18 protein-coding genes and 1 other annotated feature are annotated in these 21,558 nt (G+C 53.7%); of the genes, 11 read left to right on the forward strand and 7 right to left on the reverse strand.

Features of this window, described 5'->3' with window-relative positions:
- The first annotated feature begins 47 nt into the window (after nt 1–47).
- A complete protein-coding gene (gene mscK, locus LA337_05315) occupies nt 48–3,413 on the forward strand; it encodes a mechanosensitive channel MscK (protein UBI17119.1) in 3,366 nt (1,121 codons plus the stop codon).
- A gap of 75 nt (nt 3,414–3,488) precedes the next feature.
- Here the strand turns inward: mscK and rsmS are convergent, their stop codons facing one another.
- A complete protein-coding gene (rsmS, locus tag LA337_05320; protein ID UBI17120.1) occupies nt 3,489–3,650 on the reverse strand; it encodes a pleiotropic regulatory protein RsmS in 162 nt (53 codons plus the stop codon).
- A 14-nt stretch (nt 3,651–3,664) separates the two neighbouring features.
- Nucleotides 3,665–4,192, reverse strand: a complete 528-nt coding sequence (gene priC / locus LA337_05325) for a primosomal replication protein N'' (protein UBI17121.1) — start codon at nt 4,190–4,192, stop codon at nt 3,665–3,667.
- A 69-nt stretch (nt 4,193–4,261) separates the two neighbouring features.
- Between priC and LA337_05330 the strand changes: the two genes are divergently transcribed.
- From LA337_05330 to hemH, 8 genes are all read left to right on the forward strand, one after another.
- Nucleotides 4,262–4,639, forward strand: coding sequence for a DUF454 family protein (locus LA337_05330; GenBank protein UBI17122.1), 378 nt, complete (start codon nt 4,262–4,264; stop codon nt 4,637–4,639).
- 193 nt (nt 4,640–4,832) lie between these two features.
- Nucleotides 4,833–5,384 (forward strand): adenine phosphoribosyltransferase, encoded by a 552-nt coding sequence (gene apt, locus LA337_05335; GenBank protein ID UBI17123.1) that lies wholly within the window; start codon nt 4,833–4,835, stop codon nt 5,382–5,384.
- Between the two features lie 118 nt (nt 5,385–5,502).
- Entirely contained in the window at nt 5,503–7,431 is a 1,929-nt protein-coding gene (gene dnaX / locus LA337_05340; protein ID UBI17124.1) for a DNA polymerase III subunit gamma/tau, read from the forward strand.
- Nucleotides 6,764–6,828: a sequence feature (DnaX frameshifting element), on the forward strand. Its footprint overlaps the gene before it by 65 nt.
- A gap of 57 nt (nt 7,432–7,488) precedes the next feature.
- Nucleotides 7,489–7,818, forward strand: a complete 330-nt coding sequence (locus LA337_05345; GenBank protein UBI17125.1) for a YbaB/EbfC family nucleoid-associated protein — start codon at nt 7,489–7,491, stop codon at nt 7,816–7,818.
- Nucleotides 7,818–8,423 carry a recombination mediator RecR gene (gene recR, locus LA337_05350; protein ID UBI17126.1) on the forward strand — a complete coding sequence of 202 codons (606 nt, stop codon included), beginning with the start codon at nt 7,818–7,820 and terminating at the stop codon, nt 8,421–8,423. Before LA337_05345 ends, recR begins: the two co-directional genes overlap by 1 nt.
- A 110-nt stretch (nt 8,424–8,533) precedes the next feature.
- Nucleotides 8,534–10,408: a molecular chaperone HtpG gene (gene htpG / locus LA337_05355; protein ID UBI17127.1), complete on the forward strand. Its 1,875-nt coding sequence runs from the start codon at nt 8,534–8,536 to the stop codon at nt 10,406–10,408.
- 230 nt (nt 10,409–10,638) lie between these two features.
- Nucleotides 10,639–11,283, forward strand: coding sequence for an adenylate kinase (gene adk / locus LA337_05360; GenBank protein ID UBI17128.1), 645 nt, complete (start codon nt 10,639–10,641; stop codon nt 11,281–11,283).
- A 140-nt stretch (nt 11,284–11,423) separates the two neighbouring features.
- Nucleotides 11,424–12,386: a ferrochelatase gene (hemH, locus tag LA337_05365; protein ID UBI17129.1), complete on the forward strand. Its 963-nt coding sequence runs from the start codon at nt 11,424–11,426 to the stop codon at nt 12,384–12,386.
- Here hemH and aes read toward each other — a convergent pair.
- Nucleotides 12,383–13,342: an acetyl esterase gene (gene aes, locus LA337_05370; protein ID UBI17130.1), complete on the reverse strand. Its 960-nt coding sequence runs from the start codon at nt 13,340–13,342 to the stop codon at nt 12,383–12,385. The genes hemH and aes overlap by 4 nt on opposite strands.
- A gap of 152 nt (nt 13,343–13,494) precedes the next feature.
- Between aes and gsk the strand changes: the two genes are divergently transcribed.
- Nucleotides 13,495–14,799, forward strand: coding sequence for an inosine/guanosine kinase (gene gsk, locus LA337_05375; protein ID UBI17131.1), 1,305 nt, complete (start codon nt 13,495–13,497; stop codon nt 14,797–14,799).
- A 45-nt stretch (nt 14,800–14,844) separates the two neighbouring features.
- Here gsk and LA337_05380 read toward each other — a convergent pair whose 3' ends face one another.
- Both LA337_05380 and fsr read right to left on the reverse strand, forming a co-directional pair.
- Nucleotides 14,845–16,524 (reverse strand): Kef family K(+) transporter, encoded by a 1,680-nt coding sequence (locus tag LA337_05380; GenBank protein UBI17132.1) that lies wholly within the window; start codon nt 16,522–16,524, stop codon nt 14,845–14,847.
- 225 nt (nt 16,525–16,749) lie between these two features.
- Nucleotides 16,750–17,970 carry a fosmidomycin MFS transporter gene (gene fsr, locus LA337_05385; GenBank protein UBI17133.1) on the reverse strand — a complete coding sequence of 407 codons (1,221 nt, stop codon included), beginning with the start codon at nt 17,968–17,970 and terminating at the stop codon, nt 16,750–16,752.
- A gap of 174 nt (nt 17,971–18,144) precedes the next feature.
- Between fsr and ushA the strand changes: the two genes are divergently transcribed.
- Entirely contained in the window at nt 18,145–19,797 is a 1,653-nt protein-coding gene (gene ushA / locus LA337_05390) for a bifunctional UDP-sugar hydrolase/5'-nucleotidase UshA (GenBank protein UBI17134.1), read from the forward strand.
- A gap of 241 nt (nt 19,798–20,038) precedes the next feature.
- On the opposite strand, the gene ybaK is transcribed toward ushA, so the two are convergent.
- Nucleotides 20,039–20,518, reverse strand: a complete 480-nt coding sequence (ybaK, locus tag LA337_05395; protein UBI17135.1) for a Cys-tRNA(Pro)/Cys-tRNA(Cys) deacylase YbaK — start codon at nt 20,516–20,518, stop codon at nt 20,039–20,041.
- 201 nt (nt 20,519–20,719) lie between these two features.
- Nucleotides 20,720–21,514, reverse strand: coding sequence for a TraB/GumN family protein (locus LA337_05400; protein ID UBI17136.1), 795 nt, complete (start codon nt 21,512–21,514; stop codon nt 20,720–20,722).
- Between the last annotated feature and the right edge of the window lie 44 nt (nt 21,515–21,558).

The following is a 21,558-nucleotide window of genomic DNA, read 5'->3' on the forward strand; positions in this document are numbered from 1 at the left end:
GCTTGACTATTTTCGGTCACTTTTCCGGTTCAGAAACGTTCATTCTCATGACTATGTTGCAGCTCTATAAACGTTCACAGCATCTTATTGCTATTACCATTCTTTTCTTCATTCTATTGCTATCCTGCCAGTCATCTGCATTTGCGCGGGCGCAACAGAGTGGTGAACTGCCGACGAAAGCGGATATTCAGAGCCAGTTAGACACGCTGAATAAACAAAAAGATCTCTCCGCGCAGGATAAGCTGGTCCAACAAGATCTCATCGATACCATTGCCACGCTGGATAAAATCGATCGCGTGAAGGATGAAACCGTACAGCTTCGGCAGAAAGTTGCCCAGGCGCCGGAAAAAATGCGTCAGGCGACGGATGCGCTAAATTCGCTTAGCGATGTTGATAATGACGATGAAACGCGAAAAACGCTGAGTACGCTCTCCTTACGACAGCTTGAGTCGCGCGTGGCGCAGGTTCTGGATGACCTGCAAAGTTCGCAAAACGATCTTGCCGCTTACAACAGCCAACTGGTGTCGCTGCAGACGCAGCCAGAGCGCGTACAAAATGCGATGTACACTGCGTCGCAACAGATGCAGCAAATTCGCAATCGACTTGATGGCACCAGTGTGGGAGAGGCGGCTTTACGCCCCAGCCAGCAGGTGCTGCTGCAGGCGCAGCAGGCGCTGCTGAATGCGCAGATCGACCAGCAGCGTAAGAGCCTCGAAGGTAATACGGTTTTGCAGGACACCCTGCAAAAACAACGCGATTACGTGACGGCGAACAGTAACCGCCTTGAACATCAGCTTCAGCTCTTGCAAGAAGCGGTGAACAGCAAACGACTGACGTTAACCGAAAAGACGGCGCAGGAGGCGGTAACGCCGGACGAAGCCGAGCGTATCCAGTCCAATCCGTTAGTGAAGCAGGAGCTTGATGTTAACCATCAGCTCAGCCAGCGCCTGATTGCCGCGACTGAAAACGGCAACAGCCTGATGCAGCAAAATATCAAAGTTAAAAACTGGCTTGACCGCGCCCTGCAATCCGAACGCAACATTAAAGAGCAGATCGCCGTTCTGAAAGGCAGTCTGCTGCTGTCGCGCATTTTATATCAGCAACAACAAACGCTGCCGTCGGCAGATGAGCTTGCCGATATGACCAACCGGATCGCCGATTTGCGTCTGGAGCAGTTCGAGGTCAACCAGCAGCGTGATGCGTTGTTCCAGAACGATGCGTTTGTCGCCAAACTGGAAGAAGGGCACAGCAACGAAGTTAATCCTGAAGTCCACGATGCCCTGATGCAGGTCGTGGATATGCGTCGTGAACTGTTGGATCAGCTAAATAAGCAGTTGGGCAACCAGTTGATGATGGCGATTAATCTGCAAATCAACCAGCAACAGTTAATGAGCGTGTCGAAAAACCTGAAAGGGATCCTCACGCAGCAAATTTTCTGGGTTAACAGTAACCGTCCGATGGACTGGGACTGGATCAAAGCCTTCCCACAAACGCTAAAAGACCAGTTTAAGTCGATGAAAATCACGGTGAACTGGGAAAAAGCCTGGCCAGCCGTATTTATTGCGTTCCTGGCAGGGCTGCCGCTGCTGCTTATCGCCGGGTTAATCCGCTGGCGTTTGAGGTGGCTGAAGGATTATCAGGCAAAATTAGCCGCCGCGGTGGGGAACCTGCGTAACGACAGCCAGCTTAATACACCCAAAGCAATTCTGATCGATCTCATCAGAGCCTTGCCGGCATGTCTGATTATCCTCGCGGTGGGCCTGATTTTGCTGACCATGCAGCTGAATATCAGTGACCTGCTGTGGGCGTTTAGCAAGAAGATGACCATCTTCTGGCTGGTGTTTGGTCTGTGCTGGAAGGTGCTGGAAAAAGATGGCGTGGCGATTCGTCATTTTGGCATGCCAGCGCAGCAGACCAGCCACTGGCGCCGCCAGATTGTTCGTATCAGCCTTGCGTTGTTGCCGCTCAACTTCTGGTCGGTCATTGCTGAGCTGTCGCCGCTTAATTTGATGGACGATGTGCTTGGCCAGGTGGTCATTTTCCTCAACCTGCTGCTGATCGCCTTTCTGGTATGGCCAATGTGCCGCGAAAGCTGGCGTGACAAAGAGTCGCATGGTCTACGTCTGGTCACCATTACCGTGCTGTCTATTATTCCGATTGCACTAATGGTGCTGACGGCGACAGGGTATTTCTACACCACGCTGCGCCTGGCCGGTCGTTGGATTGAAACGGTCTATCTGGTTATCCTCTGGAACCTGCTGTACCAGACGGTGCTGCGTGGATTGAGCGTAGCGGCACGCCGTATTGCCTGGCGTCGTGCGCTGGCGCGTCGTCAGAACCTGGTTAAAGAAGGGGCTGAAGGCGCAGAACCACAGGAAGAACCGACCATTGCGCTGGAGCAGGTTAACCAGCAAACGCTGCGTATCACCATGCTGGTGATGGTTGCCCTGTTTGGGGTTCTGTTCTGGGCTATTTGGTCTGATTTGATAACCGTATTCAGCTACCTCGACAGCATAACGCTCTGGCATTACAACGGCACCGAAGCAGGGGCTGCGGTGGTGAAAGACGTCACCATGGGCAGTCTGCTGTTTGCGATTATTGCCTCAATGGTCGCGTGGGCGCTGATCCGTAACTTACCCGGCCTGCTGGAAGTGCTGGTGCTTTCGCGACTGAAGATGCGTCAGGGCGCTTCCTATGCGATCACTACGATCCTTAACTACGCCATCATCGCCATCGGCGCGATGACGGTCTTCGGATCGCTCGGCGTCTCGTGGGATAAGCTACAGTGGCTGGCAGCTGCTCTGTCGGTTGGTCTTGGTTTTGGTCTGCAGGAAATTTTCGGTAACTTTGTTTCCGGTCTGATTATTCTGTTTGAACGTCCGGTCCGCATCGGCGATACCGTGACTATCGGTACGTTTTCAGGAACGGTCAGCAAGATCCGTATCCGTGCCACCACCATTACCGACTTCGATCGCAAAGAAGTGATCATCCCGAACAAAGCATTCGTGACGGAGCGTTTGATTAACTGGTCGCTCTCTGATACCACCACGCGTCTGGTGATCCGCATTGGTGTGGCCTACGGTTCGGATCTGGACAAAGTGAAGAAAGTGTTGCTGCAGGCGGCGATGGAACACCCGAAAGTCATGCACGATCCGGAGCCTGCGGTGTTCTTTACCGCCTTTGGCGCCAGTACGCTGGATCATGAACTGCGTTTATACGTACGTGAACTGCGCGATCGTAGTCATACGGTTGATGAACTTAACCGTGCGGTGGATCGTTTGTGCCGTGAAAACGACATTGATATTGCCTTTAACCAGCTCGAAGTGCACCTGCATAATGCGAAAGGCGACACCGTGACTGAGGTTAAGCGTGACATCATCAAGGGTGACGATCCGACGCCTTCGGTAGGTTAATAGAAAAAATCATCAGGCCCGCGAGCTTTGATTCATTCGTAGGCCTGATAAGTGCAACGCCATCAGGCATTTCAGCTATAGCGCTTTTTTAGAAGAAGAGAGCTGTTTCCTTTCGTAATCCCGTTTAATAATCTCTAGCGCCTTCAGCACTGTTTCAGGCGCAACCTGATTTTCTTCAAGTAAAACAATCAGGTCGACGGCCAGTTTGACCTCGTCTGGGGCGTTCTCTAATGACATAAATTCTCCGGGGATTAGCGGGTTAAACGCGCCAGCACGTTTTCTATTCTTGCCAGTGCATGACGACAACGCGCGAGTCGCGCTTCGAATGCTTCTACTTCACGATGCAGTTTTTGCTGTTCTTCAAAGCCGGTAGCCTGAGCCAGGCGCTCTTTGCGTTCTCGCGTCATTTCAACCAGACGGCGTTCAAACTCCTGGTGTTGTACTCGCTTGCGCTGCCAGCGCGCAAGACCTGGAGATGCGCTGTCCCACTCCCGGAGCGACCAACTGGCGGTTTCACGTGAAATCGCCTCTAACTGTGAGGCAAGGTGTTCCGCAAGCCAGCTAATTTGTGGTAGTTGCTGCTGCTCGACTGCGCGGCGCAGGGCCGCGAGATTATCATCTGCTTCATCCAGACAGGCCTGCAGCAACGTGCTGCGGGTGTGAAACAGATGTCTGTCAAAGCGGGCGCTAAGCGTTGCATGGTGCGCCAGCGGGGCACAACGCTGGCGTAGGCGGTTAAGCTGGTTTTCGAGCGTCTGAAGCAGCATGACGGTTTTCACGACAACACTCCGATGAAAATGAGAACTGTTATGCTAAAGTAGCGATTCTCTGTGTTAAGTACTCATATTATGCAACGCATTATTCTAATCATCATTGGCTGGATAGCGGTAGTGCTAGGTACGCTGGGCGTTGTATTGCCTCTGTTGCCGACGACGCCGTTTATACTTCTGGCTGCCTGGTGTTTTGCCCGCTCATCGCCGCGTTTTCACGACTGGCTGCTGTACCGTTCGTGGTTCGGCGGGTATCTGCGCCACTGGCAAAAACACCGCGCGATGCCGCCGGGAGCGAAGCCGCGCGCTATTTTGTTGATCCTGGTGACGTTTGGTATCTCACTGTGGCTGGTCAATATGATGTGGGTACGCGGCCTGCTGCTGGTCATCCTCGCCTGTTTACTGATTTTTATGTGGCGGATCCCGGTGATTGATGAAAAACAACAAAAGCAGTAAAGCGCAATAAACGCTGTTGCAATTGTCTCCCACAGTCAGTAAATTCGACCGTTTTCGAGCACAGGCGCAGGTGGTCAAAGGTTAAGCAAGTGTAACCTTGACTCATATATAGACACAAAATCATTCAAGATACGTCGAGGATGAAGTGTATAGTGCGCCGTGAAGTAATACTGTATTAATCAGGCACAAACTTATGACCGCGACTGCACAGCAGCTTGAGTTTCTCAAAAATAGCATCAAAAGCATCCACGACTACCCAAAACCGGGCATTCTCTTTCGTGATGTCACCAGTTTACTGGAAGACCCGAAAGCCTACGCCCTCAGCATTGAATTGCTGGTTGAACGCTACAAAAATGCGGGTATCACAAAAGTGGTTGGCACCGAAGCGCGTGGCTTCCTGTTTGGCGCGCCGGTAGCGTTGGGTCTGGGCGTCGGCTTTGTTCCAGTACGCAAACCCGGTAAGCTTCCGCGTGAAGTTATTGCTGAGAGCTATGAACTGGAATACGGCACCGATCAGCTGGAAATCCACGTTGATGCCATCAAACCTGGCGATAAAGTCCTGGTTGTGGATGATCTGCTGGCAACCGGCGGCACGATTGAAGCGACCGTGAAACTGATCCGCCGTCTGGGTGGTGAAGTGACCGATGCCGCTTTTATCATTAACCTGTTTGATCTGGGCGGCGAACAGCGTCTGGAAAAACAGGGGCTGACCTGTTATAGCCTGGTTCCATTCCCAGGCCACTAAGTCGGGCTATCTTATCCCGGCTGAAGTAATACCGAGACACACAACCTCGCCGTCGCTGCGAGGTTGTGTTAGCATTATCCCCCTGTGAATCCACCCTCCAGCCTTTCAGAGCCTGCCAATGAGTTATCAGGTCTTAGCCCGAAAATGGCGCCCACAAACCTTTGCTGACGTCGTCGGCCAGGAACATGTGCTGACGGCACTGGCGAACGGCTTGTCGCTAGGGCGTATTCATCATGCTTATTTGTTTTCCGGCACCCGTGGCGTCGGGAAAACCTCTATCGCCCGTTTGCTGGCGAAGGGATTAAACTGTGAAACCGGCATCACCGCGACGCCGTGCGGCGTGTGCGATAACTGCCGCGAAATCGAGCAGGGGCGTTTTGTCGATCTGATTGAAATCGACGCCGCCTCACGCACCAAAGTCGAAGACACCCGTGACCTGCTGGATAACGTCCAGTATGCGCCTGCGCGCGGTCGCTTTAAGGTCTACTTGATCGACGAAGTGCACATGCTGTCGCGCCACAGTTTTAACGCCTTGCTGAAAACGCTCGAAGAGCCGCCCGCGCACGTTAAGTTCCTGCTGGCGACTACCGATCCGCAGAAGCTGCCGGTGACTATCCTGTCGCGCTGTCTGCAATTCCATCTTAAAGCGTTGGATGTCGATCAGATTCGTCATCAGCTTGAGCATATTCTCAAAGAAGAGCATATCGCGCATGAACCACGTGCGCTGCAACTGCTGGCTCGCGCCGCGGACGGTAGCCTGCGCGATGCGCTGAGTCTGACCGATCAGGCGATCGCCAGCGGCGATGGTCAGGTCTCGACCGACGCGGTCAGCACCATGCTCGGCACGCTGGACGACGACCAGGCGCTCTCGCTTGTTGAAGCGGTTGTGGCTGCGGACGGTGAACGCGTTATGACGCTGGTTAACGATGCCGCTGCGCGTGGAATCGAATGGGAAGCGCTGCTGGTTGAGATGTCGGCTTTGCTGCACCGTATTGCTATGGTTCAACTTTCACCCGCCGCGCTCGGTAGCGATATGGCCGCCATTGAACAGCGTATGCGCGAGCTGGCGCGGATCGTCCCGCCAACCGATGTGCAGCTTTACTACCAGACTCTGTTAATCGGGCGCAAAGAACTGCCGTATGCGCCGGACAGGCGAATGGGCGTCGAAATGACGCTGCTGCGTGCGCTGGCTTTTCATCCGCGCATGCCGCTCCCGGAACCTGAAGTCCAGCGACAGTCGTTTGCCCCGGTCGCACCCACTGCGGTGATGACCCCGACGCAGGTGCAGCAGCAGCCAGCGCCTGCGCAACAGCAACAGAATGTGCCGCTCTCCGATGCCACCAGCCAGGTGCTGGCGGCGCGCAGTCAGTTGCAACGTGCTCAGGGAGCAACCAAACCAAAAAAGAGTGAACCGGCAGCCGCTTCCCGCGCGCGGCCGGTGAATAATGCTGCGCTGGAAAGACTGGCTTCGGTGTCGGAACGTGTTCAGGCGCGTCCGGCAGTTTCTGCGCTGGAAAAAGCGCCAGCGAAGAAAGAAGCGTATCGCTGGAAAGCGACCAATCCTGTTGCAGAAGTTAAAGAAGTCGTCGCCACGCCGAAAGCGCTGAAAAAAGCGCTTGAGCATGAAAAAACGCCGGAGCTGGCGGCAAAGCTTGCGGCTGAAGCCATTGAACGCGACCCGTGGGCTGCGCAGGTAAGCCAGCTCTCGTTGCCAAAACTGGTGGAGCAGGTGGCGCTCAATGCCTGGAAAGAAGAGAATGGCAACGTGGTTTGCCTGCACCTGCGTTCCACGCAGCGACACCTTAATTCCAGCGGCGCGCAGCAAAAACTGGCTGAAGCACTGAGTTCCTTAACGGGGTCAACGGTTGAATTGACCATCGTTGAAGATGATAATCCAGCGGTGCGTACGCCGCTGGAGTGGCGTCAGGCCATTTATGAAGAGAAGCTCGCGCAGGCGCGTGAGTCGATTATTGCGGATAATAACATTCAGACGCTGCGTCGTTTTTTCGATGCGGACCTGGACGAAGAGAGTATTCGCCCCATTTGATCGTGAGCCTAATGGTTTGACGGTCGTCATCCCTTAACGTGATTGAGAGAGAAGCCTATGTTTGGTAAAGGCGGTCTGGGTAACCTGATGAAACAGGCCCAGCAGATGCAAGAAAAAATGCAACAGATGCAGGAAGAAGTCGCCAAGCTGGAAGTGACCGGTGAATCTGGCGCGGGCCTGGTTAAAGTGACCATCAACGGCGCGCACAACTGCCGTCGCGTGGAGATCGATCCAAGCCTGCTGGAAGACGACAAAGAAATGCTGGAAGACCTTGTCGCTGCGGCATTCAACGACGCGGCGCGTCGCATTGAAGAGACGCAGAAAGAGAAGATGGCTTCTGTTTCCTCCGGAATGCAGCTGCCGCCTGGCTTTAAGATGCCGTTCTGATGCAAACCAGCCCGCTGTTAACTCAGCTTATGGAAGCATTGCGCTGTCTGCCGGGCGTTGGCCCGAAGTCTGCGCAGCGCATGGCGTTCACGCTGCTTCAGCGCGATCGCAGCGGCGGGATGCGTCTGGCGCAGGCGTTAACGAAGGCGATGTCGGAAATCGGCCACTGTGCCGATTGCCGCACCTTCACAGAGCAGGACGTCTGCAACATCTGCTCGAACCCGCGTCGCCAGGAGAACGGTCAGATTTGCGTGGTGGAAAGTCCGGCGGACATCTACGCCATTGAGCAAACTGGGCAATTTTCCGGACGTTACTTCGTGCTGATGGGACACCTGTCGCCGCTGGACGGTATTGGCCCTGATGATATCGGGCTGGATCGTCTCGAACAGCGACTGGCGTCTGAGCAAATCAACGAACTGATCCTGGCGACCAATCCCACGGTCGAAGGAGAGGCGACCGCCAACTATATTGCTGAGCTTTGCATGCAGTATGGCGTTGAAGCCAGCCGTATCGCCCATGGCGTTCCGGTAGGCGGCGAGCTGGAAATGGTCGATGGCACCACGCTGTCGCACTCTCTGGCAGGACGACACAAGATTAAATTCTGAACAAACGGAGGCCGCGACGGCGGCTTCCGCTTGAAATCCTTCCCGCTTGTCCCCATTTCACCCTCAACGTGTTTTTACCATTGAAAATGGCATTGTTGAGGTAGATCTACATGAAAGGACAAGAAACTCGTGGTTTTCAGTCAGAAGTAAAACAGCTTCTGCACCTGATGATCCATTCTCTGTATTCCAATAAAGAAATCTTCCTGCGTGAGCTTATCTCTAACGCCTCGGATGCGGCAGACAAGCTGCGTTTCCGCGCTCTGTCTAACCCGGATCTGTATGAAGGTGATGGTGAGCTGCGTGTACGTGTTTCCTTCGATAAAGATAAGCGTACGTTGACCATTGCCGATAACGGCGTGGGGATGAACCGCGATGACGTTATCGATCATCTGGGGACCATTGCAAAATCCGGCACCAAATCTTTCCTCGAATCCATGGGCTCCGATCAGGCGAAAGACAGCCAGTTGATCGGCCAGTTCGGGGTTGGTTTCTACTCTGCGTTCATCGTGGCGGACAAAGTTACCGTACGTACCCGCGCTGCGGGCGATAAACCGGAAAACGGCGTGTTCTGGGAATCTGCGGGCGAAGGCGAGTACACCGTAGCCGACATCACCAAAGACGATCGCGGCACCGAAATCACTCTGCATCTGCGCGAAGGCGAAGACGAGTTCCTGGATGACTGGCGCGTACGTTCCATCATCAGCAAATATTCCGACCATATCGCGCTGCCGGTAGAGATCGAAAAATCCGAAGAGAAAGACGGCGAGACCGTGGTTTCCTGGGAAAAGATCAACAAGGCGCAGGCGCTGTGGACCCGTAACAAGTCGGAAATCAAAGACGACGAGTACAACGAATTCTACAAGCATATCGCCCACGACTTCACTGACCCGCTGACCTGGAGCCACAACCGTGTGGAAGGTAAGCAGGAGTACACCAGCCTGCTGTACATCCCGTCCCAGGCACCGTGGGATATGTGGAACCGCGATCACAAGCATGGGCTGAAACTGTATGTTCAGCGTGTGTTCATCATGGACGACGCCGAGCAGTTCATGCCGAACTATCTGCGCTTTGTGCGCGGCCTGATAGATTCCAACGATCTGCCGCTGAACGTTTCTCGTGAGATCCTGCAGGACAGCACCGTCACCCGTAACCTGCGTAGCGCGCTGACCAAACGCGTACTGCAGATGCTGGAAAAACTGGCGAAAGACGACGCGGAAAAATACCAGACCTTCTGGAAACAGTTCGGCCTGGTGCTGAAAGAAGGACCGGCGGAAGACCATGCCAACCAGGAAACGATCGCTAAACTGATGCGCTTCGCGTCTACGCACACTGACTCCTCCGCGCAAACCGTGTCGTTGGAAGATTACGTGTCGCGGATGAAAGAAGGGCAGGAGAAAATTTACTACATCACTGCAGACAGCTATGCGGCGGCGAAGAGCAGCCCGCACCTGGAACTGCTGCGTAAGAAAGGCATCGAAGTTCTGCTGCTTTCTGACCGCATCGATGAGTGGATGATGAACTACCTGACCGAGTTCGACGGTAAGGCATTCCAGTCCGTCGCCAAAGCTGACGAGTCCATCGACAAATTGGCGGATGAAGTTGACGAATCGGCAAAAGAAGCGGAAAAAGCGCTGACGCCGTTCGTTGAGCGCGTGAAAACCCTGCTGGGCGACCGCGTAAAAGAAGTGCGACTGACCCACCGCCTGACCGACACGCCGGCCATCGTCACCACCGATGCGGACGAAATGAGCACCCAGATGGCGAAACTGTTCGCCGCTGCGGGCCAGGCCGTACCGGAAGTGAAATACATCTTTGAACTGAACCCAGACCACGTGCTGGTAAAACGCACGGCGGATACCCAGGATGAAGCGCAGTTCAAAGAGTGGGTTGAACTGCTGCTGGATCAGGCGCTGTTTGCCGAGCGCGGCACGCTGGAAGATCCGAACCAGTTCATCCGTCGTATGAACCAGTTGCTGGTGTCCTGATAGCCGTAATGTAATGCCGGATGGCGCTAACGCTTATCCGGCCAACGAGCAGGCAGCTTATGAAAGCCCGATGTGCGTAGCGCCATCGGGCGTTTTTTTATCCTCTCTTTTCTTCATTTTCCTCCGTTAACCGTTTCAGCGTCGGGCGTCTTCCTTGAGCCAATTGCGTGATGGTGGTATCGTTTAGCGCTTTTTAAAAAATATCGACAACCTTTAAGGGGATTTTCGTAATGCGTATCATTCTGCTTGGCGCTCCGGGCGCGGGTAAAGGAACTCAGGCTCAGTTCATCATGGAGAAGTATGGTATTCCGCAAATCTCCACCGGTGATATGCTGCGTGCCGCCGTGAAATCTGGCTCCGAGCTGGGCAAACAAGCGAAAGACATCATGGACGCCGGTAAGCTGGTGACTGATGAGCTGGTGATCGCGCTGGTAAAAGAGCGTATTGCTCAGGAAGACTGCCGTAATGGTTTCCTGCTTGATGGCTTCCCGCGTACTATTCCGCAGGCTGACGCCATGAAAGAAGCAGGCATCAACGTGGACTACGTTCTGGAGTTTGACGTACCTGACGAGCTGATCGTTGACCGTATCGTGGGGCGTCGCGTACACGCTGCTTCTGGCCGCGTTTACCACATCAAATTCAACCCGCCTAAGGTTGAAGGTAAAGACGACGTGACCGGCGAAGAGCTGACCACCCGTAAAGACGATCAGGAAGAGACCGTACGTAAGCGCCTGGTGGAATACCATCAGATGACCGCTCCGCTGATCGGCTATTACTCTAAAGAAGCGCAGGCGGGTAACACCAAATACGCGAAAGTTGACGGCACCCAGGCCGTGGCTGACGTGCGCGCAGCGCTGGAAAAAATCCTCGGTTAATTTTTTAACGCGGTTAATGCCGGATGGTGGTGTATACACCACCATCCGGCAAATTCTCGTCTTACCTCTCACAGCAATTAGTTCTTCTTTATCGCTTTTCCGCTACAATTATCAACAATTTGAATCGATAAGAGGCGGTAATGCGTCAGACGAAAACCGGTATCCTGCTGGCAAACCTCGGTACTCCCGATGCCCCAACCCCCGAAGCCGTTAAGCGCTATCTGCGCCAGTTTTTAAGCGATCAACGCGTAGTCGATACGTCACCTGCGCTGTGGTGGCCACTGTTGCGCGGCGTTATTTTGCCGCTGCGTGCCCCGCGAGTGGCAAAACTGTACCAGTCAATCTGGATGGAAGACGGTTCCCCGCTGATGGTCTACAGCAAGGCGCAACAGCAGGCGCTGGCACAACGTTTGCCAAATACGCCTGTCGCGCTGGGGATGAGTTACGGTTCACCGTCGCTCGAAAGCGCAGTTGATGAGCTGCTGGCAAGCGGGGTAGAACACATAGTGGTGTTACCGCTGTACCCGCAATATTCCTGTTCGACGGTAGCGGCGGTCTGGGATGAACTGGCGCGCATCTTAGCGCGTAAACGCGGTATTCCTGGCGTCTCGTTTATTCGTGATTACGCCGATGACAGCAGCTACATTGATGCGCTGGTCAAGAGCGCCCGGGATTCATTTGCTCAGCATGGCGAACCTGATTTACTGCTGCTCTCCTACCACGGCATTCCGCAGCGCTACGCCGATGAAGGCGATGACTACCCGCAGCGCTGTCGCGATACGACGCGTGAGCTGGTTTCAGCGCTTGGTCTGCCGCCGGAAAAAGTCATGATGACCTTCCAGTCTCGCTTTGGCCGCGAACCATGGCTGACGCCGTATACCGACGAAACGTTAAAAATGCTGGCGGAGAAAGGGACCCGACATATCCAGGTTATGTGTCCGGGCTTTGCGGTCGATTGCCTCGAAACGCTGGAAGAGATAGCGGTACAAAATCGGGAGATTTTCCTCGAGGCTGGCGGTAAGCAATATGAGTATATCCCGGCGCTGAACGCCACGCCGGAACATATCGAAATGATGGTCAATCTGACTGCAGCTTACCGTTAAAGCTGCGCCCTGAAGTAACGCGCGCCCTCCCGCAACGCATCGTCGGCGGTTTTCATCATCCGCGAATAGTGCAGGAAGGCGTGCAGCGTGCCGGGGTACATTTTGTACTGGCAGGGCTGCTGATGCGTCTGTAGCGTCTGGAATAATAAGCGGCTATCGTCAATCAGCGGATCAAACTCCGCGCCGGCAATAAAACACGGCGGCACATCGCGCGTCAGATCGTTATTAAACAGGCAATAATACGGTGACTCGCGATCGTCGGTGCTACGCAGGTACGCGTTTTCGTACATCTGCAAGTCCTCGCGGGTTAAACCATCCCACGCTCCGCCCATCAGCCGTCGGCTCAGTGAATCCTGCAGGCCGTAAAGTCCATACCACAACAGCACCCCAGCCACCTTGCCGCAGACAATGTGTTTATCCCGCAGCCACAGTGCGCTGGCCAGCGCCAGCATGGCCCCGGCGGAATCACCGGCAAATCCAATATGATCCACATTAAGGGAATAGTCGCCAGCGTGCTGATGAAAATACTGGCAAACGGCGACAATCTCTTCGATGGCTTGCGGGAAACGAGCTTCCGGCGAGAGTGAATAGTCGATACCAATTATCGTGCACTGCGTATAGTGCGCCAGTAAGCGCATAATGCGATCGTGGGTATCCAGATTACCGAGAATAAAACCGCCGCCGTGCAGGTAATATAGCGTCGCCTGGCTATGGGGCTGCGGAGCGTAAATGCGTGTGGCAACGGGGCCGCACGCGGTAGAAATAACGCATTCACGGGTATTCATCTGTGGCGCATCGGCATTCCACAGCTGTCGTTCATGAATATAGTGTTGGCGCTGGGCCACTATGTCATCGGCAGCGGGCCACGGCGGCAAATCGTCGCGATGAAAATTCACCACGCTTTTCATTTCATCCGAAATTTTGTCGAGTACGGGGATCTTGTTTTCCGGCTTCATAAAACGCTCCTTGTGAAGGTGAGTTATTGTAGAAATTAATCCCGTTTAAACTGCGATCTCACCGTCCGATATTGAAACTCAGCGCCGCATCGCATGCGCAGCAGGGAATGTGCTACCATGCATCGCTCAGTTAACCACCCGTAAAATCGACCATGAAATTTCCCGGTAAACGCAAATCCAAACACTATTTTCCCGTCAGCGCGCGCGATCCGTTGCTGCAACAAATTCAGCCAGAAAATGAAACCAGCGCAGCCTGGGTGGTGGGTATTGACCAGACGCTGGTGGATATTGAAGCCAAAGTGGATGATGGCTTTGTAAAACGTTATGGATTAAGCGCCGGGCATTCTCTGGTGATTGCCGATGATGTCGCAGAAGCGCTCTATCAGGAGCTGGTGCGTGAAAATTTGATCACCCATCAGTTTGCGGGCGGTACTATCGGTAACACGATGCACAACTACTCCGTGCTGGCGGATGACCGCTCGGTGCTGCTGGGCGTGATGTGCAGCAATATCGAGATTGGCAGCTATGCGTACCGCTATTTATGCAATACCTCCAGCCGTACCGATCTGAACTATCTGCAAGGCGTTAATGGACCGATTGGCCGCTGCTTTACGCTGATTGGCGAGTCAGGTGAGCGTACCTTCGCGATCAGCCCAGGGCATATGAATAAGCTACGGGCAGATAGCATCCCTGAATCGGTGATTGCCGGAGCGTCCGCGCTGGTGCTGACGTCCTATCTGGTGCGCTGCGAGCCGGGCGAGCCGATGCCGGAAGCGACCATGAAGGCAATTGAATATGCTAAAAAACACAATGTGCCGGTGGTACTGACGCTGGGCACCAAATTCGTCATTGCCGATAACCCGCAGTGGTGGCAGGCGTTCCTTAAAGAGCATGTCTCTATTCTGGCGATGAATGAAGAAGAGGCCGAAGCGCTGACCGGCGAGAACGATCCGCTGCTGGCGTCCGACAAAGCGCTGGATTGGGTGGACCTGGTGCTGTGCACCGCGGGTCCGGCGGGTCTGTATATGGCGGGCTTTACGGAAGAAGAAGTTAAACGTAAAACCCAGCATCCGCTGCTGCCCGGGGCTATTGCCGAATTTAATCAGTACGAATTCAGCCGCGCCATGCGCCATAAAGACTGTATCAATCCGCTGCGCGTGTATTCGCACATTGCGCCGTATATGGGCGGGCCTGAAAAGATAATGAATACCAACGGCGCGGGTGACGGCGCGCTGGCGGCATTGTTGCATGATATCACCGCCAACAGCTATCACCGCAGTAACGTGCCTAACTCCAGCAAGCACAAGTTCACCTGGCTGACCTATTCGTCGCTAGCCCAGGTGTGTAAATATGCTAATCGCGTGAGTTATCAGGTGCTGAACCAGCATTCACCGCGCCTGACGCGCGGTTTGCCGGAACGTGAAGACAGTCTTGAGGAGTCTTACTGGGACCGTTAAATCAGGCACAGGCCGGATAAGCGACAGCGCTATCCGGCACGTACATTAACTGGCGGTAGCAACTTCCCCGGCAGGCGGCGTTTCAATTAGCTCCAGCATGGTACGGGCGATTTCACGCTCACCCATGACGACCTGATTGGCACCGCGTTCGGTAATATATTCCACCTCATCGTCATAATGCGCGCGGGCGATAATCTCAATCGACGGGCATTTCTCACGTGCAGAAGCGACAATTTCACCCGCTTCATAACCATTGGGAATGGTCAGCAACAGCCAGCGTGCGCAATCCAGATGCGCCAGATTCATAATCTCTTCGTTGGCGGCATTTCCCAGCACTGCGCGGATCCCGCGCTCGCGCAGTTCATCTACCCGGGTACGCGAGGTTTCGATAACCACCAGCGGGATCCCCGCAGCCATCAATTTCTCACCCAGCAGGCTACCGACACGACCAAAGCCAACCAACAGGGCGTGATTACAGATATCCACCGGAATTTGCTTCTCTTCTTCGATGGCTTCTTCCAGCGTCTGCTCTTCCAGCGTTTCTGTTTTGGCGAGGTATTTTTCTAACACCGCGAACAGCACCGGGTTAAGCATGATGGACAGGATTGCCCCGGCCAGCACCAGATTCTGTCCGGCCTGCGGCAGCAGGTTTAACGCCATTCCCAGACCCGCCAGGATAAAGGCAAATTCACCAATCTGCGCCAGGCTGGTGGCAATGGTGAGCGCCGTACGCTGGGAGTGTCCAAACAGGCGCACCAGGAAATAGGCAGCAAGGGATTTACCAAAGATAATAATCGCCAGCGTGCCCAGCACCGCCAGCGGCTGCTGGATTAGGACTAACGGATCGAACAGCATCCCGACGGAAACGAAGAACAGTACGGCGAACGCATCGCGCAGCGGCAGGGTGTCATGCGCCGCACGGTGACTCAGTTCCGATTCATTCAGCACCATACCGGCGAAGAACGCGCCCAGCGCAAAGGAGACGTCGAACAACTCTACAGCGCCAAAGGCGATACCTAATGCGAGGGCGAGGACTGACAGGGTAAACAGTTCACGTGAACCGGTAGCGGCGCTGCGGGCCATAATCCATGGCACCAGGCGACGACCCACCAGCATCATAATCGCGATAAACGCCACCACCTTACCGATGGTTATGCCCATATCGACGGCCAGCGAGGCGAAGCCGACATCTTCTTTTTCCAGCATTCCGGCGACGGCTGGCAGGAGAACCAGCGTCAGTACCATCATCAGGTCTTCGACAATCAGCCAGCCGATGGCGATTTGCCCGCGCTGGCTGTCAATGAGCTGTCTTTCTTCAAGGGCACGCAGTAGCACCACGGTACTGGCGGTTGATAGACACAGACCAAACACGATCCCTACCATTAACGACCAGCCCATCACCGCTGAAAGCGCCATACCCAGCAGCGTTGCCACCGCTATCTGAGCAATCGCGCCGGGAATGGCGATAGCCTTTACCGCCATCAAATCTTTCAACGAAAAGTGCAACCCCACGCCGAACATCAGCAGGATTACGCCAAGCTCGGCCAGTTCAGGCGCTAACTTGGTATCCGCAACAAAACCAGGTGTAAATGGACCGGCCAGAACGCCCGCTAACAGATATCCCACCAGAGGAGAAATACGTAGTTTATTGGCAATCATGCCTAATATAAAAGCGAGCACAAGGCCGCCGACAATGGTGGTGATAAGCGGGGTGGCGTGATGCATTCCGTCTCCTTTGGTTGCTGTGATGATCCTGAAAACTCAAATTACGAGTAATAGTTTATGACAATTTTGATGTTTATGTTTATGAATAATTATTGAATTTTGAAGAAAACGGGATTTTAGGCGTAAAAAAGCACGGATCGGAAAAGTAAGGTGATATCTGAGAGGTAAAGGCTGATGGCAACTGTAAGTGATGACGGCCAAAATTTACTTTTGGCCGTCAGAAAATCAGGCTTTGTGTCGGTTATCAGGTAAGAATATGGTCAGTATCCCCAGAAGAGGCAGGAAAGCACATATTTTGTAGACCAAATCGATACTGGTATGGTCGGCTACCAGCCCTAACACCGCGGCTCCCAAGCCACCCATGCCGAAGGCAAAACCGAAAAATAGCCCAGAAACCATGCCGATACGCCCAGGAAGCAGCTCTTGTGCGTAGACCAGAATGGCAGAAAACGCCGATGCGAGGATAAAACCAATGATCACGGTTAAAATCCCGGTCCATTCCAGCGTTGCGTAGGGCAAAACGAGGGTAAATGGCGCTACACCGAGGATAGAGCCCCAAATAACATATTTTCTGCCAATTTTATCGCCTAATGGTCCACCAATCACCGTCCCGGCCGCGACGGCAAACAGGAAGGCAAACAGGTGAAACTGGGCATTTTGTACCGATAATCCGAATTTTTGCATCAGATAAAAGGTGTAATAGCTGCTGATGCTCGCCATATAGAAGTATTTGGAGAAAATCAGTACCAGCAGGATGCTTACCGCCAGCACCACTTTATTGCGCGGTAACGGATTTACGATGGCGACTTTCGGTTTTCCTTTACTCATCCGATGCTGCGCAGCGTACCAACGGCTGATTTGCGCCAGGACGACAATCGCTAACAGCGCAGCCAGAACAAACCAGGCCACATTACCCTTACCATATGGCGCGATGATGACAGCCGCCAGCAAGGGGCCCAGAGAGCTACCGAAGTTGCCGCCAACCTGGAAAATTGACTGGGCCAGGCCGTGACGACCGCCGGAGGCCATTCGCGCCACGCGGGATGATTCCGGGTGAAACACCGAAGAGCCGGTGCCAACCAGCGCCGCGGCGAGCAACACCATATGGAAGCTGCCGGCCATGGCCAGCAAAACAAGCCCGCTCAGCGTGAAGCACATCCCAATGGGCAGCGACCACGGCATCGGGTATTTGTCCGTCCAGTAACCCACGACCGGTTGCAGCAGCGAGGAAGCAAGCTGGAAGGTCAGGGTAATCATACCTATCTGCATAAACGTCAGTGAGAACTCTGACTGCAACAGCGGATAAATCGCCAGGATCAGCGACTGGATCATATCGTTTAGCAGATGGGAGAGACTGATCGCGCCTAAAATGCCAAATGAGGTGCGTGCTTTAGCAACCGACGCTGACGCGCCAGCCACAGGCTGGGTTTGTTCACTTATTGCCATAGAAAGTCACTTCTGTTTGGGTTGCGATTATGAGGGTAATCTATTTTGTTATTATTACCTGACTAACATACCTGCGGAAGGTGTTTGAAGGAAGTCTCATTTCTGAAAACATTTTCGACTATTATTTCATATCATTGTAATTTCAGTCGTTGATTTTGGCTCAGGGAGAGAAATATGAAGTTTTTGAAACGGGGCGTGGCGCTGGCGTTATTAGCCGCATTTACGCTGGCAGGTCAGCCTGCGCAAGCGTACGAAAAAGATAAAACCTACAAAATTACCATTCTGCATACCAACGATCATCACGGTCACTTCTGGCGCAGTGAATACGGGGAATATGGACTGGCGGCGCAAAAAACGCTGGTGGACGGTATTCGTAAAGAGGTGGCTGAGGAGGGGGGAAGTGTACTGCTGCTTTCCGGTGGCGACATTAATACCGGCGTACCGGAGTCCGATCTGCAGGATGCGGAACCTGATTTTCGCGGGATGAATCTGATTGGCTACGACGCGATGGCGGTCGGAAACCACGAGTTTGATAATCCCATGACCGTTTTGCGTCAGCAGGAAAAATGGTCCAAATTCCCGTTTCTCTCGGCGAATATCTATCAGAAAAGCACCGGCGAACGTTTGTTTAAGCCGTGGGCCATCTTTAAGCGCCAGGATTTAAAAATAGCCGTACTCGGTTTAACCACTGACGATACGGCGAAAATTGGCAACCCCGAATTCTTTACCGATATTGAGTTCCGTAAACCTGCCGATGAAGCCAAACTGGTAATCCAGGAACTGAATATGGGGGAAAAGCCAGACATCATTATCGCGACCACCCATATGGGGCATTATGACAATGGCAATCACGGATCGAACGCCCCTGGCGATGTCGAAATGGCGCGCAGCCTGCCGGCGGGATCGCTGGCGATGATTGTCGGTGGTCACTCGCAGGATCCGGTGTGTATGGCTGCGGAAAACAAGAAGCAGGTTGATTACGTACCGGGTACGCCATGTGCGCCAGACAAGCAAAATGGGATCTGGATTGTGCAGGCGCATGAGTGGGGGAAATACGTGGGCCGGGCGGACTTTGAGTTCCGTAACGGCGAAATGAAAATGGTTAATTACCAGCTCATCCCTGTCAACCTGAAGAAAAAAGTGATCTGGGACAACGGTAAAAGTGAACGCGTACTCTACACCCCAGAAATAGCTGAAAATCAGCAAATGCTTTCGCTGCTGACGCCGTTCCAGAATAAGGGTAAAGCGCAGCTCGACGTGAAAATCGGTAGCGTCAATGCGCGCCTTGAAGGCGATCGGAGCAAAGTCCGTTTCGTGCAGACCAACATGGGGCATTTGCTGCTGGCTGCGCAAATGGCGCGAACCAGCGCTGATTTTGGCGTGATGAGCGGCGGCGGCATCCGTGATTCCATCGAAGGCGGTGATATCACCTATAAAAGCGTGCTGAAGGTACAGCCGTTTGGCAATATCGTGGTATACGCCGACATGAGCGGGAAAGAGGTGATTGACTATCTGACCGCCGTGGCGCAAATGAAGCCGGACTCCGGGGCCTATCCGCAGTTCGCCAACGTCAGCTTTGTGGCGAAAGACGGCAAGCTTAACGATTTGAAAATCAAAGGCGAACCCGTTGACCCAGCCAAAACCTATCGCATGGCAACGCTAAGCTTCAACGCGACCGGCGGCGATGGCTATCCGCGAATTGACAATAAGCCAGGCTATGTGAACACCGGGTTTATTGATGCGGAAGTGTTGAAAGAGTACGTGCAGAAGAACTCACCGCTGGATGCCAGCGCGTATGAGCCGAAGGGCGAAGTTACCTGGCAGTAACAGGGCTATTTTGTTCGCCATTTTGAACGCGGGCAGTGCTCGGACAAAACTCACAGAGTTTTGAACGCCCATCAGGGCGGCCCGGAGGGGGAGCGTAGCGAATAATCCTCACGTACTACATGTACGCTCCGGTTCCTGCGCGCTGGCCGAGTTCAAACTGCCTTCACCAATAACGCCCTGTTGAGTATTCGGTTTGTAGGCCTTAAAGCTGCTCGCCATCAGGCATTCATTCTACAACCGCTTAATCACGGCGTGCGATGTCGGCGAATTTCGCATCCAGAATTTTCGCCAGATCGCCCGCTGCCAGTTCGATATCCAGCCCGCGTTTGCCACCGGAAATATAAATGGTGTCAAACGTTTGGGCGGGAGCGTCGATCAGCGTCGGCAATCTTTTTTTCTGCCCCAGCGGGCTGATGCCGCCGACCAGATAGCCGGTGGTTCGCTGCGCAACCATTGGATCGGCCATATCGACTTTTTTGGCGCCTAATGCTTTGGCGACTTTTTTAAGATCTAATTGACCTGCCACCGGCGTAACGGCCACCGCCAGGTGCTTCATATCGCCATTCACGGCAACCAGCAGCGTTTTGTAAACCTGGTCCGCATTCAGACCTAGCTTGCGCACCACTTCGTCACCAAAGTTCGTCTCGGACGGATCGTGATCGTAGGTGTGGATCTGGAACGAAATTTTGTTTTTTTCGAGTAATTTAACGGCGGGTGTCATAGCAATTTTCCTGGACCAGACAAAATACGACTCAAGCATACGCCTGATGTCTGTCTAAAAAATAGTACCATCTTGCGCAATAGTATTGGCAGGATGATGACTTTGAGCGACAATCGAACTACACCGACGCTTTAAGCGTTGGGATCATAATAATGATGAAATTCCTCTTTGACGGGCCAATAGAAATATTGGCCATTTTTTTTACCGTAACATCTCCGGCAAATTTCCTTCCCCATACAAATGCAGCGCGCCTACGGCCACGACATAGTGACCGGCGGGCATCGCTCTGAGTCGATCGCGCCAGGCTGCGTTACGCTGATGCATTAAAACGTCATACAGCGACTGGCTAAACGTATTGGGTAGCGTGAGTTCGCTATTGCGCGGCGGCGTTTTAAGCCACCAGCCCATCATCTGTTGGAGCAGTCTGGCATTGGTATGCCAGTGTGTCAGGGTATCGTCCAGTAGAGCCAGGCCGTTATCGGGCAGCTGGCATAACAGCTCGATTTGGCTGGATGCGCCTTCCAGTTCGATGACCGGTTTATGTGCCTGTTTTGCCGCATTCAGCAGTTGGTAATCAATCCCGTATTCCGCCCGCAGCCCCAGCTGTTGCGCCTGCGTTGCCTGTAATACCATGGCGATTTGCCACAACGGCTGGGTAGACAGCAGGGAAGGGGAAATCCCCAGTTCGCTGGTGACCTTGTGTAGATTGTCTAACTGCTCCGGGCTGATGCGCTCTTCAAGGGCGGCAAAGGTCGGAAGGTTGGCAAACGGCGCGTCGTCGCCGGAAACATCGGCTTCAACGATCAGCGCATCGGCACGCTTGAGCTTTTTGAGTAATTTGGCAGGCAGCGGCGCCATTTCGCGGCTGCCCATGTGAATGCTGCCTATCAGATGAAAATGGCGGTTGCCGGGCAAGGATATATCGATGGCAGGCCAGGTATAGGGGTTGCCGCGTAGCGCGGTGAAAAATGTTTTTACCCGGTACAACAGATCCATACGGCCTCCCTAAGTAGACTTCCATGCTAGCGCGTGGTCCAGGA

The sequence above is a fragment of the Citrobacter europaeus genome, assembly GCA_020099315.1.
Classification (GTDB): domain Bacteria; phylum Pseudomonadota; class Gammaproteobacteria; order Enterobacterales; family Enterobacteriaceae; genus Citrobacter; species Citrobacter europaeus.

Coding starts and splice junctions, on each gene's coding strand:
- mscK (UBI17119.1), top strand. CDS start 48: ATGACTATGTTGCAGCTCTATAAACGTTCACAGCATCTTATTGCTATT.
- rsmS (UBI17120.1), bottom strand. CDS start 3,650: ATGTCATTAGAGAACGCCCCAGACGAGGTCAAACTGGCCGTCGACCTG.
- LA337_05330 (UBI17122.1), top strand. CDS start 4,262: ATGCAACGCATTATTCTAATCATCATTGGCTGGATAGCGGTAGTGCTA.
- apt (UBI17123.1), top strand. CDS start 4,833: ATGACCGCGACTGCACAGCAGCTTGAGTTTCTCAAAAATAGCATCAAA.
- dnaX (UBI17124.1), top strand. CDS start 5,503: ATGAGTTATCAGGTCTTAGCCCGAAAATGGCGCCCACAAACCTTTGCT.
- LA337_05345 (UBI17125.1), top strand. CDS start 7,489: ATGTTTGGTAAAGGCGGTCTGGGTAACCTGATGAAACAGGCCCAGCAG.
- recR (UBI17126.1), top strand. CDS start 7,818: ATGCAAACCAGCCCGCTGTTAACTCAGCTTATGGAAGCATTGCGCTGT.
- htpG (UBI17127.1), top strand. CDS start 8,534: ATGAAAGGACAAGAAACTCGTGGTTTTCAGTCAGAAGTAAAACAGCTT.
- adk (UBI17128.1), top strand. CDS start 10,639: ATGCGTATCATTCTGCTTGGCGCTCCGGGCGCGGGTAAAGGAACTCAG.
- hemH (UBI17129.1), top strand. CDS start 11,424: ATGCGTCAGACGAAAACCGGTATCCTGCTGGCAAACCTCGGTACTCCC.
- aes (UBI17130.1), bottom strand. CDS start 13,342: ATGAAGCCGGAAAACAAGATCCCCGTACTCGACAAAATTTCGGATGAA.
- gsk (UBI17131.1), top strand. CDS start 13,495: ATGAAATTTCCCGGTAAACGCAAATCCAAACACTATTTTCCCGTCAGC.
- LA337_05380 (UBI17132.1), bottom strand. CDS start 16,524: ATGCATCACGCCACCCCGCTTATCACCACCATTGTCGGCGGCCTTGTG.
- fsr (UBI17133.1), bottom strand. CDS start 17,970: ATGGCAATAAGTGAACAAACCCAGCCTGTGGCTGGCGCGTCAGCGTCG.
- ushA (UBI17134.1), top strand. CDS start 18,145: ATGAAGTTTTTGAAACGGGGCGTGGCGCTGGCGTTATTAGCCGCATTT.
- ybaK (UBI17135.1), bottom strand. CDS start 20,518: ATGACACCCGCCGTTAAATTACTCGAAAAAAACAAAATTTCGTTCCAG.
- LA337_05400 (UBI17136.1), bottom strand. CDS start 21,514: ATGGATCTGTTGTACCGGGTAAAAACATTTTTCACCGCGCTACGCGGC.